Below are 16904 nucleotides of genomic sequence, written 5' to 3'. Positions count from 1 at the left end.
GGGGGCGAGTCAACGATGTGTTCAGAGAGATACACGTGAATCACCGCCCGATACCTGACCGTGTTTTACCTATAAATCACAACAAAACAACCACATAAAAATTCAGTACAGAGGGGAAAACCATGAGTGTGACAGCGGAAAGCAGTCAGCCGCAGCCGGGCGGGCTATTTCAGTGGGTAGAGCGGGTGGGGAACAAAATCCCCAATCCGTTTCTGTTGTTTGTATACCTGATTGCCGCGCTGATGGTGACCAGCGCGCTGTTTTCCTGGTTTGGCATTACCGCCACCAACCCGGCCAACGGCGAGGTGGTGCGGGTGAAAAACCTGCTCAGCGTAGAAGGGCTGCAATGGATTTTGCCCAACGTCATCAGGAATTTCAGCGCCTTTACCCCGCTGGGCGCCATTCTGGCGCTGGTGTTGGGCGCCGGGCTGGCGGAGCGCGTCGGCCTGCTGCAAACGCTGATGTACAAGATGGCCTCGCGCGTCAGCGCCCGCTACGCCAGCTACATGGTGCTGTTTATCGCGTTTTTCAGCCACATCTCGTCGGACGCCGCGCTGGTGGTGATGCCGCCGCTGGGGGCGCTGATTTTTCTGGCGGTCGGCCGTCATCCGGTGGCCGGTCTGCTGGCGGCGATCGCCGGCGTCGGTTCCGGTTTTACCGCCAACCTGCTGATCGTCACCACCGATGTGCTGTTGTCCGGGTTGAGTACCGAATCGGCCAAGGTCATCAATCCGGCGGTACATGTCAGCGTGATTGATAACTGGTTTTTCATGGCGGCGTCGGTGGTCGTGTTGACCATTGCCGGGGCGCTGCTGACCGACAAATTCATCGAGCCGCGTCTGCCGCCTTATCAGGGTGAACGCAACGAGCATCTGTCGCGGTTGACGCCGGAGCAAAATCGCGGCCTGCGCGCCAGCGGTATCGCCGGGCTGGCGTTCATCGCTATCGTCGCGTTGCTGGTGGTGCCGGAATGGGGGCCGCTGCGCGATCCGGTCAAGCATACCGTGATGCCGTCGCCGTTTATTCAGGGCATTGTGCCGCTGATCATTCTGTTTTTCTTTGTGGTGTCGATTCCTTACGGCATGGTCACCGGCCAAATCAAATCCCAGAACGATCTGCCGCAGTTGATGGTGGACCCGATGAAGGGCATGGCCGGTTTCATCGTCATGGTGTTTCCGCTGTCGCAGTTCGTGGCGTTTTTCAACTGGAGCAACATGGGCAAGTTCATCGCCATCGGGTTGACCGACTTGCTGGAATCGCTGGGCATGACCGGGATACCGGCGTTTGTCGGGCTGATCTTCCTGTCGGCGTTCCTGTGCATGTTTATCGCCAGCGGTTCGGCCATCTGGTCGATTCTGGCGCCGATTTTCGTGCCGATGTTCATGTTGCTGGGCTTTCATCCGGCCTTTGCCCAGATCGTGTTCCGGGTGGCGGATTCGTCGGTGATCCCGCTGGCGCCAGTGTCGCCGTTCATTCCGCTATTCCTCGGATTCCTGCAGCGCTATAACAAAACGGCGCGGCTGGGCACCTATTACTCGCTGGTGTTGCCGTATCCGCTGGTGTTTTTTACCGTCTGGCTGGCGCTGTTGCTGGTGTGGTATCTGCTGGGGCTGCCGATCGGACCGGGTGTTTATCCGCATTTATAATCGCCATACGGCATAGCGTTGGCTGTAACCAGCGCTGCCTGTAACCATAACTGACGGTAAACCGGCGGTGCTATTCGCCGGTTTTTATTTATTATCAATGCATTAGAATTTTCTCTTCGGGTTTTGTCATTTTTTAATCTAAATCGTTTGCTATTTAATTTTGAGCGATGTAGAGTGGCGACCATGAACAGAAAAGATACCGACACCAAACCGACACTGAGTGATGACGCCCTCCGGCTGGACGGCCAACTCTGCTTTGCGCTCTACTCGGCGAATCTGGCGATGAACAAGTTGTATCGCCGCTTGCTGACCGAGCTGAACCTCACCTATCCCCAGTATCTGGTGATGCTGGTGTTGTGGGAGCGCGACGGGGTAACGGTATCTGAACTGGGCGAACGTCTGTTTCTGGATTCCGCCACCCTGACGCCGCTGCTCAAGCGCCTGCAAACCGCAGGGCTGGTGACGCGCCGCCGCGGTACTGAAGACGAACGTCAGGTGCTGATTGAGCTGACCGATGACGGTCGTGAATTGCAGAATCAGGCGAAGGCGGTGCCGGAAGGCGTGTTCTGCGCGGCGGAATGCAACATCGAGCAGTTACGCGCCATCAAGACGGATCTGGAAACGCTGCGCGCCAGCCTCATCAGGCATATTTGATGATTGATGTCGTGGGATGCGCGTTTGTTGATTATGTTTTTTTATATCCAATTAAGTAGTGTGCGATTTAATTTTTATCGATTTAAATCGCCAACCCAATCCACTCAAAAGGAGTCACACCATGTCTATTGAAAAAGTTCTCTATGTTGCTCATGCCCAGGCTAACGGCGGTCGTGACGGACGTGCGGTCTCTTCCGACCAGCAACTGGATGTCAAACTGACTACCCCGCGCGAGCTGGGCGGCGCCGGCGGTGAAGGCACCAATCCGGAGCAACTGTTTGCTGCCGGTTACTCCGCCTGTTTCCTGGGGGCGCTGAAGTTCGTCGGCGCACGCGACAAAGTATCGATTCCGGCGGCGACCACCATCAATGGCAGCGTGGGGATCGGCGTGATTCCGAACGGTTTCGGCATCGAAGTCGAACTGAAAATCTCTCTGCCGGGTTTGGAGCGTGCGGTAGCGGAAGACCTGGTACAGAAAGCGCACATCGTTTGCCCGTACTCCAACGCGACGCGCGGCAACATCGATGTAAAACTGACCGTTATCTGAGTCAGTGAGAAATAAGGTGAATAAATAAATAAAAAATAAACTCTTTTTCACTTAACACCAGGGTAATTCATCATGAGAAAATGTCTTGTCGCGGCCTTGCTGGCCGCTGTAACGGGAAATGCCGCCGCAGCGGATAACAACGCGCCGTATGCCGAACGTCATGTGCAGGCGTTTCTGGATAAACTGAACGCGGGCGGCGGCAAGCCGATCGAACAGCTGTCGCCGGCGGAAGCGCGCGAAGTGCTGGTGGCGGCGCAGGCGGGTGCGAAACTGCCGGCGGCCGACGTCACCCAGAAAACCATTACCGTCGACGGCCAGAAAATCCCGCTGATCATCGTTAAACCAGCGGGCAGCACCGGGGTTCTGCCGGCGTTCATGTTCTTCCACGGCGGCGGCTGGATTCTGGGGGATTACCAGACGCATGAGCGTTTCGTACGGGATCTGGTGGTACAGTCCGGCGCGGCGGCGGTGTTCGTCGATTATTCTCCATCGCCGGAAGTGCACTATCCGGTGGCGATTCGTCAGGCGTATGCCGCGACCCGCTGGGTGGCGGAGCATGGCAAAGACATTGGCGTTGATGGTTCACGACTGGCGCTGGCGGGCAACAGCGTGGGCGGCAACATGGTGGCGGCGGTGGCGCAGCAGGCCAAACAGGCGGGTACGCCGCGTATTCGTTATCAGGTGCTGTTCTGGCCGGTGACCGACGCCAACTTCAACACCGCGTCTTACCGGCAGTTCCAGAATGGTTACTTCCTGAGCCGCAACATGATGGAATGGTTCTGGGATGCCTACACCACCGACAGCAAGCAGCGCCGCGATATTCTGGCCTCGCCGCTGCAGGCGACCCGCGAACAGCTGACCGGCTTGCCGCCGGCGCTGATTCAAACCGCCGAACTGGACGTACTGCGCGACGAGGGCGAAGCCTACGGCCGTAAGCTGGACGCCGCCGGGGTGGATGTTACCGTCACGCGCTATAACGGCATGATCCATGACTTCGGTCTGCTCAATGCGTTGAGCGACGTGCCGGCCACCCGCGCCGCACTGTTGCAGGCGTCCACCGAATTGCGTGAACGACTGAAATAACCCTCTCTCCCCGGCGTCAGCCGGGGAATCGGGACACAATCTATAGCACCTTGTTTAAAGCTAGAGCACCTTGTTTAAAAAGCTGGCGGTGCGCGGATGGGCCGGATGGTTCAGCACCTGATGCGCGTCGCCGCTTTCCACGATTTTGCCGTCCACCATAAACACCACCCGATCCGCCACTTCGCGCGCGAAGCCGATCTCATGGGTAACGATCACCATCGTGACGCCCGATCGTGCCAGATCCTTGATCACGTCCAGCACTTCGCCCACCAGTTCCGGGTCCAGCGCCGAGGTCGGTTCGTCAAACAGCATCACCTTGGGGTTCAGCGCCAGCGCGCGGGCGATGGCGATACGTTGCTGCTGCCCGCCGGACAGGTGGCGCGGGTAAGCATTCGCCTTGTGGCGTAATCCGACCCGGTCCAGCAGCGCCAGCGCCACGCTCTGCGCCTGCGCGCGGCGATACAACCGATGCACCCGCGGCGCTTCGATAATGTTCTCCAGCACCGTCAGGTGCGGGAACAGGTTGAAGTTCTGGAATACGTAGCCGACCCCGAGGCGCTGGCGCAGGATCTCCCGTTCTTTCAGTTCGTACAGCGTATCGCCTTCACGGCGGTAGCCGATGTAGTCGCCGTCGATGCGGATGGTGCCTTCGTCCACCCGTTCCAGGTGGTTGATGGCGCGCAGCAAGGTGGACTTGCCGGAACCGGACGGCCCGATAATCACCGTGACCGAACCGGGCGGCAGCGTCAGGCTGATGTTATCCAGCGCCCGGTGCGCGCCGAACCACTTGCCGACCCCCTGAATATCGATCCGGCCTTGTTCGGTCACGGCGCGGGGCGCGGTACGCGGGATGGAATAGAGATCAATGGCTTCAGACATGTTGCTTCTCCCTGAAAATCAGTGTCGGCGGCGCGCGCTCAGGCGCCGGAATAACCGCCGCAGCGGATGAGGCGTTATTTCCCGCACCGCGCCGCGGGCGACGTAGCGCTCCACGAAATATTGCAGCACCGACAGCACGCTGGTGATCACCAGATACCAGACGGTGGCGACCATCAGCAGCGGAATCACCTGCTGGGTGCGGTTGTAAATCACCTGCACGGTGTAAAACAGCTCCGGCAGCGCCAGCACGTATACCACCGAGGTGCCTTTAGCCAGACTGATGATTTCGTTGAAACCGGTCGGCAGAATCGAACGCAGCGCCTGCGGCAAAATAATCCGCCAGGTGCGGCGGTAGCCCGGCAGGCCGAGCGCGGCGGCGGCTTCAAATTGTCCGGCGTCGACGCCGAGGATGCCGCCGCGGATGATTTCGGCGGTATAGGCCGATTGCACCAGCGTCAGCCCCAGCACCGCCACGGAGAACGGGCCGAGCACATCAATGGTCGGGTAGCGGAAAAACTCGATGGACGTGAAGGGGATGCCCAGCGCCAGCGCGTCGTACAGGTACGAAAAGTTGTAGAGGATAATCAGCACCAGAATCAGCGGCAGCGATCGGAACAGCCAGATGTACAGCCAGGCCAGCGTGCTGAGTAACGTGGACGACGACAGCCGCGCCAGCGCCAGTCCGGTGCCGGCGATAATGCTGAACAGGGTGCCGAGCAGCGTCAGCAGCAGCGTGCGCCCCAGCCCTTCCAGTATCACCGGATTAAAGAAATAGCTGGCGAACACCGGCCATTCCCAGCGGCTGTTGAGCGCTACCGACTCGGCGATGCCGGCGAAAATAAACAGCGAAAACAGTGCGCCTGCGATACGCAGCGGATAACGCGCCGGCACCACGCGCAACGGTGCGGCAGGGACATCGGCCGGATTCTGGGGCAGTGAAGGATGGATGGATTGCGTCATGAGCTTATACCTTTACCCGTTGCTGTTGCGCCGCCCGGTTAGGCGCCGAGCCATACAATGGTTTGTGAAACGGCCATACAATGGTTTGCGAAACGGCAAGCGGCCATCGTGCGGCGGCAGGCTGTAGTATTCCGGGTCGACCTGGGTATCGAACTGCGGCTGATAGCCTTCGCTCAGATACAGGCCGACCGCTTCCGGCTGACGAAAACCGGTGGTCAGGAATAAATCCCGGTAGCCCAGTCGGCGGGCGTGCTGTTCCAGCTCACGCAGTACCCGTTTGGCCAGCCCCTGACGGCGCAAGGTTCTGTCGGTCCAGATCCGTTTGAGTTCAGCGGTGGTGGCGTCGTAGCGTTTGAGTGCGCCGGTGGCGATCGGCCGCTCATCGCGCAGCAGCACAATGAAGATGCCGTCCGGCTGCAGATAGAGACCTTCCGGCTCCGGATCCCGATGGGCGAAGTAATCGCCGTAGCGCTGGCGGTATTCGGCGAACAGGCCGTCCAGCACCGGCGCAATGCGGGCGTCTTCCGGGTAGGTGATAATAAAGCGTTCTTCAGACATGGTGTCCTCCCTGTTCAGCCGGATGCGAATTACAGCGGCGCGTCGCCCAGGCCCGGCGGGTTGATCTCCGAACGGCTGATGCGTTCCACGCTTTCTCCCCAGCGGTTCAGCACCCGGTCGTACTCGCCGCCCTGAATCACGCCGTTGAGCGCGGTATTGAGGGCGCTCACCAACCCGTTGCCTTTACGGGTGGTCACCGCGATGTGCGCCACCTGCGGCCAGCCGCCGTTGACCGTGCCCACCAGCCGGGTTTGGCCGTTCAGCGCCGCTTTGTACGCGCCGGTGACGTTCGGGCCGAATGTGGCGTCGGCGCGGCCGGACTGAATGCTCAGGTTGGCTGCGGCGGCATCGGTGACGTAGACCGGCTGAAACGGCGGCAGGCCGGCGGCGTGGTTTTGCTTGTCCCAGTCGAGCAGGATAGCCTCCTGATTGGTGCCGGAGCCGACGATGATCCGCAGCCCGGCGATGTCTTTAGCGCTTTGGATCGATTGGATCTTGCTGCTGGATTTCACGTAGAAGCCCAGCGTATCGGCGCGGTAGGTGGCAAAGTCAAAACGCTCTTTGCGCGCTTTGGTCACCGTCACGTTGGTGATGGCGACATCGTACTTGCCGGAAGCGACGCCCAGCGGCCAGTCTTCCCACGACGTCGATACCAGCTTCAGTTCCAGCCCGAGGCTGTCGGCCACCAACCGGGCGATGTCCGGCTCGCTGCCGATGACGCTTTTGTTGTCATCCGCCAGAAAGGCCAGCGGCGGCGAGGAACCCAATGCCGCGACCGCGACGGTGAGTTTGCCCGGTTCGACAAAGGTAAATCCGGCCGGAATCTGGGCGATGGCCTGCGGGTTTTTGGGCGCATGGATCGGTTGCTGATTAGCTTGGAGGTCGATGCCGGCGGCCTGTGCGCTGCCGAGCAACAGCCAGCCGCCGAGCAGCGTGGCGACCAGACGGTAAAACGAACGAACGGCGAGAGTCTGCATAGCGTATTCCTTGAACATAAAAAATCGACGGTCGGTGCGAGCCGGGTTATTCGTCCAGACCGCGTGGATTGACGTCGGAGCGTGTGACTTTTTCGTCATTCTCGCCCCAGCGATCCAGCACCTGCGCGTACTGCCCGCCGGCGATGACGCCGTTGATCGCGGTGCTGATCGGCTGCGCCAGCCCGTTGCCTTTACGGGTGGTGACCGCCACCGGCGCGACGGTGGGGCCGATGCCCACCATCCGCGTCTGGCCGGTCAACGCCGCTTTGTACGCCCCGATGGAATGCGGGCCGAAAAAGGCATCCACCCGGCCGGACTGAATACTCAGGTTGGCGGCGGCATCGTCGGTCACGTAGATCGGCTGTACCGGCGGCAAACCCTGAGCGCGATTCCGGCGATCCCAGCCCAGCAGGATGTTTTCCTGATTTGTGCCGGAACCGACAATCACTTTCAGCCCCGCCACATCCGCCGGCCCGCGAATCGCCTGAATCCGGCTGGTGGATTTGACGTAAAAACCCAGCGTATCCACGCGGTAGGTGGCGAAATCGAATCGCTCCTTGCGCGCTTTGGTCACCGCGATATTGATGATGGCGGCGTCATAGCGGCCGGAGGCGATACCCAACGGCCAGTCTTCCCAGGCAGTCGGCACCAGCTTGAGCTTCAGCCCCAGCGCGTCGGCAAGCAGCCGGGCGATGTCCGGATCGCTGCCGATGCGCGTCTTGTTGTCATCCGCCAGCAACGCCAGCGGCGGGGAACTGTGGTTGGAGATCGCCACCGTCAGCGTGCCGGGTTCGGCAAAGGTAAACCCGGCCGGGATCTCGGCGATGGCCTGCGGGTTGCCCGGCGCGCGCACCGGCAACTGATTGGCCTTCAGGTCGATGCGCCCGACGGTGGCGGGCTCGGCGTGCCCGCCAGCGCTGAACAGCAGTGCGGCAAGCAGCAGCGGCGTGGCGTGGCGCGCGTTCACGGTGCCGTTTCCTCTGCCGGTTGGCGGGTGGCGGCGTAGCGATTGGTCGGATAATCCAACGCCAGGCTTTCCCGCAGCGTGTAGCCGGGGTACTCCCGGCGGAACAGGCCGCGCTGTTGCAGCAACGGTACTACCTGATCGACAAACCGGGTGAAGTTATCCGGCGTGGCGCTCTGGATGATGAAGCCATCGGCGGCGCGCTGTTCAAACCACAATTGCAACCCGTCCGCCACCTGTTGCGGCGTGCCGCTGAACAGCGGACGCGGGGTGGTGGCTTCCAGCGCCGCCTGACGCAGCGTCAGTCCGCGCTCGCGGGCGTTGCGCTTGATTTCATCAGTGGTACTGCGAAAACTGTTCTGGCCCAGCGCGCCGATATCCGGGAACGGTTCATCCAGCGGGTGCTGCGAAAAGTCGTAGTGTTCGAAGTAGCGGCCGAGGTAATTCAGCGCGTCTTCTATAGTGACCAGCGCGGCGGTGTTCTGATACTGGCGTTCCACGTCTTCCGCGTTGTCGCCCACCAGTACGCTGACGCCCTGAAAGATGTGCAACTGGTCTTCGCGCCGCCCTTGTTCCACCAGTTGTTGCTTGACGTCGTGGTAAAACGCCTGCGCTTCCGCCAGCGTGTGCTGGTGGGTGAAAATGGCATCGGCGTGGCTGGCGGCCAGTTTCTTGCCGTCATCCGACGCGCCGGCCTGAAAGATAATCGGGCGGCCCTGCGGCGTGCGGCCGATGTTCAGCGGTCCGGCGACCGAGAAAAATTCCCCCTGATGATTCAGGGTATGCAGTTTCTGCGGGTCGAAGAAGCGGCCGCTGGCTTTGTCGCGGATAAACGCATCGTCTTCCCAGGAGTCCCACAGCCCTTTCACCACCTGCAGAAATTCATCGGCGATGCGATAGCGCAGGGCGTGTTCCGGGTGCTGGGCGCGCGAGAAGTTTTTCGCCGATCCTTCCAGCGGCGAGGTCACCACGTTCCAGCCGGCGCGACCGTGGCTCAAATGGTCGAGGCTGGCGAACTGCCGCGCGGTGGTGAACGGCTCGCTATAGGAGGTGGACAGGGTGCCGACCAGGCCGATGTGATGGGTTGACGCCGCCAGCGCCGACAACAGCGTCAGCGGTTCGAACCGGTTGAGAAAGTGGGGAATGGACTTCTCGTTGATGTACAGGCCGTCAGCCACGAAGGCGAAGTCGAATTTCCCCTGTTCGGCTTTTTTCACGGTATCCAGCACAAACCCGAAGTTGATGCTGGCGTCCGGCACCACATTGCCGTGCCGCCAGGCCGACATGTTTCCGGCCGCGCCCTGCAATATCACGCCCAGCCTCAGCTGACGCTGGTCAGGACTCGTCTTTTGTCGGGGAATCGTTTTTTCACTCATCAGCATGCTCCCTACAGCGAAATTTGGCGAAAAGAAACCCGTCTCCGGCACGGATAAGGTGCCGGAGAAACCTCATGTTCAGGTGGTTAATAGAGGGTTAACAAAACTGAAAAATACTATTGATGAGAGGATACAGGATGTAAAACAACAAAATTGAATATGACAAAGCAAAAAAATGTCTCAGGGGGTTTTGTGATTTGTTTATTCAGGAATTGAAATTGATGCTTATGGCGTGCGCCTATTTTTCGAACATGAGCAGAATGAAAATTAAGTTAGGAAAGTATGCAGTTCACTACGCTGATTATTGTGATTCTCATTTTATTTATAGTGCGGATTTGTACTAACCAAACCCTGTTTTGTTATTTATGGATTTTTCCAGGCTATGAAAACATGCGGGAAATTTAGGCTGGATCACAGAAGGGAAATATATGAGTTATCGTCTTGGCTTATTGGATCAAAGCCCGATTGCGGAGGGGATGACCGCCGCCGATGCGCTGGCCCGGACCGTCGAGCTGGCTGGCCTCGCCGAAGCGTCGGGGTATTCCCGTTTCTGGGTGTCTGAACACCACAACTCCGATGCACTGGCGGGATCGTCGCCGGAAGTGTTGATTGCCTGGCTGCTGGCCCATACCCGTCATATCCGGATTGGCTCCGGCGGGGTGATGTTGCAACACTACAGCCCTTATAAGGTAGCGGAGAATTTCCATGTACTGTCGTCGCTGGCGCCGGATCGGGTCGATCTGGGCGTCGGCAAGGCGCCGGGCGGTTTTCCCCTGTCGACCCGTGCGCTGCAACAGGAGGTTGACCCGGCGCGCCAGGTGTCGTTTGCCGATAAACTGCGGCAATTGCATGAGCTGCTGGAGCCGGGAGCGGCACCGGATGCCGACCTGCGCGCTACGCCGTCGCCACCGGCGGCGCCGGCGCGTTTTCTGCTGGGCGCCAGTGCGGAAAGCGCGCGTCTGGCGGCGTCGCTGGGCTGGAATTTTGTGTTCGCCGGGTTTATCCAGCCCAGTGAAACCCTGTTGACGGAAGCATTGTTGACCTGGCGCGAGTATCAGCCTGAGCAGGCACAGGCGCTGTTATCGCTATCGGTGATCGTGGCGGACAGCCATGACGAGGCGAAAGCGCTGGCGGGCGAGCGGTATAACTACAAGGTATATATCGGGGACCGGGCGCCGCTGAACGTGCTGTCGCAGGAACAGGCGGACACGTTGGTGCGGCAGTCCGGCAGCACGCAGTTTCGTATCGAGAAGCAGGCGCAGAATATCCTGTATGGCACGGCGGCGGAGGTCCACCGCCAGTTGCAGCACTATCACCAGCGCTTTGGCGTCGGCGAGTTCATCATTCATACCCCGGTTAACGACCCGGCCGCGCGGCTGACGTCGATCAGAGGGCTGGCCGCCGGGCTTAGGGCGCAGGATTGACGGTAGACGGCGACATTTCCCGTCTGGGGCTGTCCTGCCGGATGGCAAGCAGCATTTCCAGTAGGCTTGGGTAATCGGCCAGACCGGAAAAGTCGAAGGGGTGAGCCCCGTCGCGGTGAGGCAGCAGGTGGCATTGCAATTCCCGTTCGTAGTAACGCGGGTATTGCGCTTTTTCAATCGCCGACAGCGCCCGATAATTTTTCAGGACCTCGGTAAAAAAGCGTATTTGCCACTGAGGATGTCGGTAGTTTAGGCGAGCCTGCGTAACGATGTGCTGTCGCCAGGCTTGATCCTGGGCGTAGGCTTCGCTCCAGGCGGCCCGGCGTTCATTCAGGGTAAACACGCCGCTTTCATCGTAGACAATCAGCGATAGTTGCTGGTAAGTCAGGCAGTTGAACGGGTTTGCGCCGTGGTCGTTGACAAAAGCGGAGGCCTGCCGGGCGCGCGCCAGCCGTTCAGGGGCATCGTCAGCGGGTTGCCCGGAGCGGTCATCCTGATAGCTATCGTCGTTGTCTATACCGGTGAGCTGGTCGAGCAGCGCACGGGCTTTTTGATGCAATTCCTGACGGCTCAACGCTGCCGCCCGGGCACTGGCGCGCCCGGCGGCATCATGTAATTGCCGTTCGAGCAGGGAAGAAAAAAATATATTGATATCTGGCATACGCGTACTCTCCAGAAATGAGCCAGCAACCTGCTTCTCAAAAGCCTGCATAAAGAAGAATGAAATAGTGGTTGTGGTGTTGTCGAGTAATAACGCTATGTGAAATTAACGGCTTTATTTTTAATTCATGACATCAACAGTGATTGATGCGCCATTGGATGTCGATTTAATTTGCCAGAATGCCCGCGCGTGCTCAATCAGATTTTATATCTACCGCATCTTATTTATTTCACTCGCCGGATATTACCGATAAACGCGCGTGATGACGAGCGTTCTAAAATGACAATTATTCCACGGCGATATTATGACGTTGCGCGATAGATGATAATGATTGGAGCAAAAACTAAATACGGGAGAGTCGTGGCGCTAAATAGCCATCTTGTCCGACAAATGGAAACAGGGAAGGCGCTGGCGTGGCCTCGGCTGCTTCGGTGTATCCTGAACGACGTCGATGGCGGGAAAAGGCGCGGGGCGGCATTGCCGCGCTGTATCGCCAGCCGGGGGATGTACAGTAACGGATTGTCGATATTATAAACAAACGAAACTAAAGGCACGAAAAAGCACTTGCCATAGTGGGCGAACCAGTCCATAATCAGCGCCATTCCAAACGCCTTAAAGTGTTAAAGCCTTTTTAATCAATTGGTTACAAAGAATTAGATGCTTCAAGGCGCTTTGAATAACCATCCTACGCGGGAATAGCTCAGTTGGTAGAGCACGACCTTGCCAAGGTCGGGGTCGCGAGTTCGAGTCTCGTTTCCCGCTCCAAGTTTTCTCTCTGTTTTTTCTTGTTTTCTTATCGTTTCCCAAACAGTCTCAGTCATAAGCCACTGCTATTTGGCGCTATCTCGATTTCATATATTATCGTCGCATGTGTTTTCCATAGACGACGAACATGACATCCATTCTGCTGTTGGACTCCCGTGCGGATGAGCTACGAGACGTGCTGCGTGAAGCGGCGCCGGACTTACCGTTGCTGATCGGCTCCGGTGAGGTTGCTCAGGCTGCTGCCTGTGATATCTGGGTGGGCGAGCCGGATAAGGCTGCTCCACTACTGGCTCAGGGGGCGAAACCTCGTTGGTTACAATCGACCTGGGCCGGCTATAAACCTTTACTGGCAGCGGGGTTGCCGCGTGATTATCGGCTGAGCCGGGCTGTCGGGGTGTTTGGGCAGCCTATTGCTGAATACGTGCTGGCCTACTTGTTGCAGCATGAGCTTCATTTATCACAACGGTTGCGGAGTCAGCAAAGCGGCGAGTGGAAAAAGATATTGCCGGGGTCGCTGTTCGGGCGTCGGGTGCTGATTGTCGGCGCGGGGGATATTGGCCGGGAGGTGGCGGCTTTTTTGCAGCCTTTTGGCGTGGAGCTGTTCGGGGTTGCTTATTCACCGCGTGAGATGCCGATGTTTGTACGGGTAGAAGGGTTGTCATCGCTTGAGCAGGCGGTAGCGTCTGCGGATTACGTCATCAACATTTTGCCGGATACGCCAGCCACAACGGATATCTATCACGCCGGCGTGTTTGCAGCGATGAAGCCTTCGGCGTTGTTTATCAACGTTGGCCGTGGCACCGCGGTGGTGGATACGGATTTGTGCGCAGCCTTGCACGAGGGGCAGATTGCCGGGGCGGTGCTGGATGTGTTTCGGCAGGAGCCTCTGCCGGGCGATCATCCGTTCTGGCGGACACTGAACCTCACCATCACGGCGCATGTCGCCGGGCCGCTGGTACCTGCTCGGCTGGGGAAACTGTTCCTGGACAACCTGCCGCGCTTTAGACAAGGGCAGGCGTTAGCTGGAGAGGTGGATTTCTATAGAAGTTACTGATAGCGGGAAATCAGGCATCCTTGCCGCCGGAAGAGGGGATGACTATACGTGCTCTCTATGCAGAAGCTTTTTGTAAAGATTGACGTAGTCATTCACCATTTTTTCAGCCGTGAATAGCTCATGGAATCGTTTTTGGGCGTTTTGGCCCATTTCCTGCGCTTTTTCCGGATTCATCCACAAATATTCCATCGCTTCACGCAGTTTTGCCGGATCCGATGGCGGCACGACAAGCCCGGTCTGACCATCAATGTTAATAAAAGATGTGCCGGTGCCAATTTCACAGGAGATCAGCGGTTTACCATGCATTGCCCCTTCCAGCAGGGTGATCCCAAATGCCTCTGTTCTTAATTGAGATGGAAAAACAATGCCGGAGCAAAGCTCAAGTAATGTGGTTTTATCGTTGTCAGGCAGTGCACCAAGAAAATAGACATTTTCAATGTTTTTTCTTGCGACCTGTTCTTTTAGCTGTTTTTCCTGAGGCCCGGATCCAATAATAACAATATTTATTTCCGGATTATTCTCTATGGCAGCTAATAGCGTGCCCAGCCCTTTGTAATACCTTAGATTTCCGATAAAAAGCAGAAAGCGCTCGGGCAGGGTTTTTTGCCATTTCAGCTTATTGTCATTATCAATAACCTGGTGAGAGCGGGTATCCAGCCCAATAGGAATCACCGAGGTTTTATGGCTGAATTTTTGCAGCGTCTCACTTGTAGCCAGATAGTTTGGCGACGTTGCCACAATTGATGTCACCGACTCCAAAAAATTGTACATCAGCGGTTTATACAATTTCAGCAGATATTTTTGTTTCAGGATATCAGAGTGATAGCTGACGACCGTCGGCTTTTTAATTTTGCAGATAAAATGCAGCATATCAGCAAAAGGATAAGGAAAGTGGTAGTGAATGATATCTGCGGATTCGGCCAGCTTTTTGAATTTTCTTATCGATGATAAGGAAAACGGGGTAGAAGATATTTCGAAAAATTTATGGTCGCAGGTAACGTTATGGTGGTGAAACTTTTCTATATCGCTGTCTTTGGGAGCAATATATTCAACCGTTGAGTTAACGCCATGATGGGCCGCACCCTCACAAAGCTGAAATATAACCTGCTCAATTCCACCATAAGTATAGGGGTAGTAAGTTTTATAAAAATGCAGAACGTTAATCATGTTTTTCCCAGAAGATAACGAGCCGCCTCATAAAGAGACGGCTCTTTCGCTTTATTCTGTTGACAGTTTGATATAAAGCTCAGCCTGAGACCGCAGAGTATATTTTTTCTCTCCGGATGATGCTTGTTTGGGTTTGGCAGGAATAAAGCGTGTTGTTTTAGTCGCCAGTTCCAAATAGTTACCGATATCGAATCGAGAATAGTTACTGTAATCTGGAATCAGACGGAACAATTCATCAAATGCAAATGACGAAGAGCACAGCACTTGTTTGGATACGTCCATACAAATGGAGGCGATACCGGAACCATCCTGACCGTTTTCTACGTATGGCAGCCAAACGTAGTCAACCGATCCTGCAAGGTTGATAAAATCTTCGTTATCGTATTCACCCATGAAGAAGACGCGGTCCGCGACTTTATCACAATGAATTTGATGCTGAAGTGATGAAATGTAATGGTTAACCAGTTCGTTATTCTTGATCGTCTGAGGGTGCTGTCTGCCAAAGATCATTAATTTATAACCTTTCGGCATGCAGGATAACGTCTTGATCGCCATTGAGTGGCCTTTGTATTCATTCACAAAGCCAAACATACCGATGATTTTATCATTCTCACGGAATTTATATTTTACTCTAATCGCCTTCAGGAGGTCCGGCGATGTTTCATGTGATTCATCCACGATTTTCAACGGATGTACATGAACGTTGTCGTAATTAAAGAATAATTCAATCTGTTCCTTCGCTCTTAAAGTATGAGCGATGATATTGATTCTTCTCTTGATCAAGTTCTTGATAATGGTCGCGTTCAGTCGGGTCGATACATTACGTCTGAGTTCGGCGAAATACATCCTGATAGCTGTTTTGATACGCAGCTTGAGAGCCTGTTTAATGGCTTCACGCTGTGACGCGCTATCGCTAACCAGTCTTGGGCTATGCAGCGTCACACTGGTGTGCGGGTTGGCGGAAACCAGCTTTAATGTGCGCTTGATGATATCGGACGGGATGGTGCCATAAAGTCCGGCTTCAAACTGAATATTCACACCGTCAAACTGTTTGAGTTTTTCACACAGATCGTCGATATGTTTGTCGGCTTTCTTTCTGACCTCAGGGTTAACAGATTGAGTTAACAACAAGTTTAAACTGAGACACTCAACTTGAACACCAGCATCTGTCATGGAGTCCATTAAAATTTTTGTAAAATAAGCGTTGCCACAGCTTTCGGAGAAGCTGGAAATTATAGCTATTTTTTTCATTTTCTTATCCTGGAAACATTGTTCTCATACCAAGAAATTGTATCTGAGATTTGCAGGTTTAAATCAAACTCTGGCTGAAAGCCTGAATCATTCAAGCGTTTTATTGATACACTTCTTTTCGGAATTCCGATCGGAGCGTCCGCGTCCCACACTGCCGTTATCTTGTTATCATAATAACGGGCAATCGCGTTAACGATATCTCCCATTGACGTTTCTACGCCGCTGGCAATATTGACCACACCGCTCAGGTTATTCATGACGTGTAGCGCTGCCAGACCAGCTTGCTTATTATATAAGAAATCTCGTGTCGTTTCCGGTCTACCCCACACTGTCAGTTGATTATCACCGCGTTGCAAGCTGTTGTATGTTTTATCGATCAATGAAGGAATGACATGTCCATTGATTGGATCAAACTTATCGTTTGCGCCAAACAGGTTGGTGAACAGGGCATAACAATAATCAACATTATGATACTGGTTCAATATTTTGAGATAGGCCAGAGCATGCCGTTTTGACATGGCATACCCATACTCGCCTCCATGAGGCTCGCCCAACATCAAGTCGTCTTCATCCAATGGTAGCTGAACATACGGGAAAGGATAAGAGGCGACGGTACCAGCAAAGAAGATTTTCTTTACGTTAAACTTATGGCAAGCCAGAATAACGTTCTGGTTGATAATGGTATTGTTGGATATCGATTTTAGCTGGTTATCCAGATTTCCTTTCAAACCGAATACAAGCGATGCCAGATGGAAAACATAATCAGGTTGGTGCTGATTGAAGTAATCATCAACACTTTCCTGACTCAGGCAGTTCATCTCATTTCTATTTGGTGTGAGTACATTGTCATAACCATTTTTCGCCAGCGCATCGATCAAGCCATATCCTAAGACACCGCCTGCGCCAGTGATTAAAATCTTGCTCTTCCTTTCCATTTA

Annotated in this window: 16 protein-coding genes and 1 tRNA gene; 7 read left to right on the top strand and 10 right to left on the bottom strand. The window is 55.6% G+C overall.

Going from position 1 to position 16904, the window contains the following annotated elements; genetic code table 11:
- Window positions 1-122 precede the first annotated feature (122 nt).
- The 4 genes from abgT (at window position 123) to DXX3274_RS19460 (ending at window position 3930) form a co-directional block, all read left to right on the top strand.
- Entirely contained in the window at window positions 123-1646 is a 1524-nt protein-coding gene (abgT, locus tag DXX3274_RS19475) for a p-aminobenzoyl-glutamate transporter (RefSeq protein WP_042861211.1), read from the top strand.
- A 183-nt stretch (window positions 1647-1829) separates the two neighbouring features.
- Window positions 1830-2300: a MarR family winged helix-turn-helix transcriptional regulator gene (locus DXX3274_RS19470; protein ID WP_042861209.1), complete on the top strand. Its 471-nt coding sequence runs from the start codon at window positions 1830-1832 to the stop codon at window positions 2298-2300.
- 121 nt (window positions 2301-2421) lie between these two features.
- Entirely contained in the window at window positions 2422-2847 is a 426-nt protein-coding gene (locus DXX3274_RS19465; protein ID WP_042861207.1) for an organic hydroperoxide resistance protein, read from the top strand.
- 72 nt (window positions 2848-2919) lie between these two features.
- The gene (locus DXX3274_RS19460; RefSeq protein WP_042861205.1) at window positions 2920-3930 is read left to right on the top strand and encodes an alpha/beta hydrolase; all 1011 of its coding nucleotides are present in this window, start codon (window positions 2920-2922) and stop codon (window positions 3928-3930) included.
- 60 nt (window positions 3931-3990) lie between these two features.
- Here the strand turns inward: DXX3274_RS19460 and DXX3274_RS19455 are convergent, their stop codons facing one another.
- Genes DXX3274_RS19455 through DXX3274_RS19430 form a run of 6 tightly spaced genes read right to left on the bottom strand, consistent with a single transcriptional unit; the run spans window position 3991 to window position 9644 of the window.
- Entirely contained in the window at window positions 3991-4809 is an 819-nt protein-coding gene (locus DXX3274_RS19455) for an amino acid ABC transporter ATP-binding protein (protein WP_039693163.1), read from the bottom strand.
- Window positions 4810-4827: 18 nt separating this feature from the next.
- A complete protein-coding gene (locus DXX3274_RS19450; protein ID WP_042861203.1) occupies window positions 4828-5769 on the bottom strand; it encodes an amino acid ABC transporter permease in 942 nt (313 codons plus the stop codon).
- Between the two features lie 12 nt (window positions 5770-5781).
- Window positions 5782-6327 (bottom strand): GNAT family N-acetyltransferase, encoded by a 546-nt coding sequence (locus DXX3274_RS19445; protein WP_042861201.1) that lies wholly within the window; start codon window positions 6325-6327, stop codon window positions 5782-5784.
- Window positions 6328-6356: 29 nt separating this feature from the next.
- Window positions 6357-7304 carry an ABC transporter substrate-binding protein gene (locus DXX3274_RS19440; RefSeq protein ID WP_042861199.1) on the bottom strand — a complete coding sequence of 316 codons (948 nt, stop codon included), beginning with the start codon at window positions 7302-7304 and terminating at the stop codon, window positions 6357-6359.
- Window positions 7305-7350: 46 nt separating this feature from the next.
- Window positions 7351-8271 (bottom strand): ABC transporter substrate-binding protein, encoded by a 921-nt coding sequence (locus DXX3274_RS19435; protein ID WP_042861198.1) that lies wholly within the window; start codon window positions 8269-8271, stop codon window positions 7351-7353.
- Window positions 8268-9644, bottom strand: a complete 1377-nt coding sequence (locus tag DXX3274_RS19430) for an LLM class flavin-dependent oxidoreductase (protein ID WP_042862228.1) — start codon at window positions 9642-9644, stop codon at window positions 8268-8270. Before DXX3274_RS19430 ends, DXX3274_RS19435 begins: the two co-directional genes overlap by 4 nt.
- A gap of 428 nt (window positions 9645-10072) precedes the next feature.
- Here DXX3274_RS19430 and DXX3274_RS19425 point away from each other — a divergent pair, with 428 nt between their 5' ends.
- The gene (locus tag DXX3274_RS19425) at window positions 10073-11068 is read left to right on the top strand and encodes an LLM class flavin-dependent oxidoreductase (protein ID WP_042861196.1); all 996 of its coding nucleotides are present in this window, start codon (window positions 10073-10075) and stop codon (window positions 11066-11068) included.
- Here the strand turns inward: DXX3274_RS19425 and DXX3274_RS19420 are convergent.
- The gene (locus tag DXX3274_RS19420) at window positions 11052-11729 is read right to left on the bottom strand and encodes a hypothetical protein (RefSeq protein WP_042861194.1); all 678 of its coding nucleotides are present in this window, start codon (window positions 11727-11729) and stop codon (window positions 11052-11054) included. The two genes, DXX3274_RS19425 and DXX3274_RS19420, sit on opposite strands and share 17 nt — an antisense overlap.
- 689 nt (window positions 11730-12418) lie before the next feature.
- On the opposite strand from DXX3274_RS19420, the gene DXX3274_RS19415 reads away from it, so the two are divergent.
- A tRNA-Gly gene (locus DXX3274_RS19415) sits at window positions 12419-12494 on the top strand.
- Between the two features lie 127 nt (window positions 12495-12621).
- On the top strand, window positions 12622-13548 hold the full coding sequence (locus DXX3274_RS19410; RefSeq protein ID WP_042861192.1) for a D-2-hydroxyacid dehydrogenase: 927 nt from the start codon (window positions 12622-12624) through the stop codon (window positions 13546-13548).
- A 42-nt stretch (window positions 13549-13590) separates the two neighbouring features.
- On the opposite strand, the gene DXX3274_RS19405 is transcribed toward DXX3274_RS19410, so the two are convergent.
- From DXX3274_RS19405 to DXX3274_RS19395, 3 genes are read right to left on the bottom strand one after another with little or no spacing between them, the layout of a single operon-like run.
- Window positions 13591-14715, bottom strand: a complete 1125-nt coding sequence (locus DXX3274_RS19405) for a glycosyltransferase (RefSeq protein WP_042861190.1) — start codon at window positions 14713-14715, stop codon at window positions 13591-13593.
- 51 nt (window positions 14716-14766) lie between these two features.
- A complete protein-coding gene (locus tag DXX3274_RS19400; protein WP_042861188.1) occupies window positions 14767-15966 on the bottom strand; it encodes a hypothetical protein in 1200 nt (399 codons plus the stop codon).
- A complete protein-coding gene (locus tag DXX3274_RS19395) occupies window positions 15963-16901 on the bottom strand; it encodes a GDP-L-fucose synthase (protein WP_042861186.1) in 939 nt (312 codons plus the stop codon). Before DXX3274_RS19395 ends, DXX3274_RS19400 begins: the two co-directional genes overlap by 4 nt.
- Window positions 16902-16904: the final 3 nt, after the last annotated feature.

The organism is Dickeya sp. NCPPB 3274 (genome assembly GCF_000406205.1).
GTDB classification, from domain to species: domain Bacteria; phylum Pseudomonadota; class Gammaproteobacteria; order Enterobacterales; family Enterobacteriaceae; genus Dickeya; species Dickeya fangzhongdai.
The sequence above is the reverse complement of the archived record's forward strand: the minus strand, read 5'-3'. Positions and strand labels throughout refer to the sequence as shown.

Coding starts and splice junctions, on each gene's coding strand:
- DXX3274_RS19445 (WP_042861201.1), bottom strand. CDS start 6,327: ATGTCTGAAGAACGCTTTATTATCACCTACCCGGAAGACGCCCGCATT.
- DXX3274_RS19455 (WP_039693163.1), bottom strand. CDS start 4,809: ATGTCTGAAGCCATTGATCTCTATTCCATCCCGCGTACCGCGCCCCGC.
- DXX3274_RS19440 (WP_042861199.1), bottom strand. CDS start 7,304: ATGCAGACTCTCGCCGTTCGTTCGTTTTACCGTCTGGTCGCCACGCTG.
- DXX3274_RS19425 (WP_042861196.1), top strand. CDS start 10,073: ATGAGTTATCGTCTTGGCTTATTGGATCAAAGCCCGATTGCGGAGGGG.
- DXX3274_RS19465 (WP_042861207.1), top strand. CDS start 2,422: ATGTCTATTGAAAAAGTTCTCTATGTTGCTCATGCCCAGGCTAACGGC.
- DXX3274_RS19400 (WP_042861188.1), bottom strand. CDS start 15,966: ATGAAAAAAATAGCTATAATTTCCAGCTTCTCCGAAAGCTGTGGCAAC.
- DXX3274_RS19460 (WP_042861205.1), top strand. CDS start 2,920: ATGAGAAAATGTCTTGTCGCGGCCTTGCTGGCCGCTGTAACGGGAAAT.
- DXX3274_RS19450 (WP_042861203.1), bottom strand. CDS start 5,769: ATGACGCAATCCATCCATCCTTCACTGCCCCAGAATCCGGCCGATGTC.
- DXX3274_RS19430 (WP_042862228.1), bottom strand. CDS start 9,644: ATGAGTGAAAAAACGATTCCCCGACAAAAGACGAGTCCTGACCAGCGT.
- DXX3274_RS19420 (WP_042861194.1), bottom strand. CDS start 11,729: ATGCCAGATATCAATATATTTTTTTCTTCCCTGCTCGAACGGCAATTA.
- DXX3274_RS19405 (WP_042861190.1), bottom strand. CDS start 14,715: ATGATTAACGTTCTGCATTTTTATAAAACTTACTACCCCTATACTTAT.
- abgT (WP_042861211.1), top strand. CDS start 123: ATGAGTGTGACAGCGGAAAGCAGTCAGCCGCAGCCGGGCGGGCTATTT.
- DXX3274_RS19410 (WP_042861192.1), top strand. CDS start 12,622: ATGACATCCATTCTGCTGTTGGACTCCCGTGCGGATGAGCTACGAGAC.
- DXX3274_RS19470 (WP_042861209.1), top strand. CDS start 1,830: ATGAACAGAAAAGATACCGACACCAAACCGACACTGAGTGATGACGCC.
- DXX3274_RS19395 (WP_042861186.1), bottom strand. CDS start 16,901: ATGGAAAGGAAGAGCAAGATTTTAATCACTGGCGCAGGCGGTGTCTTA.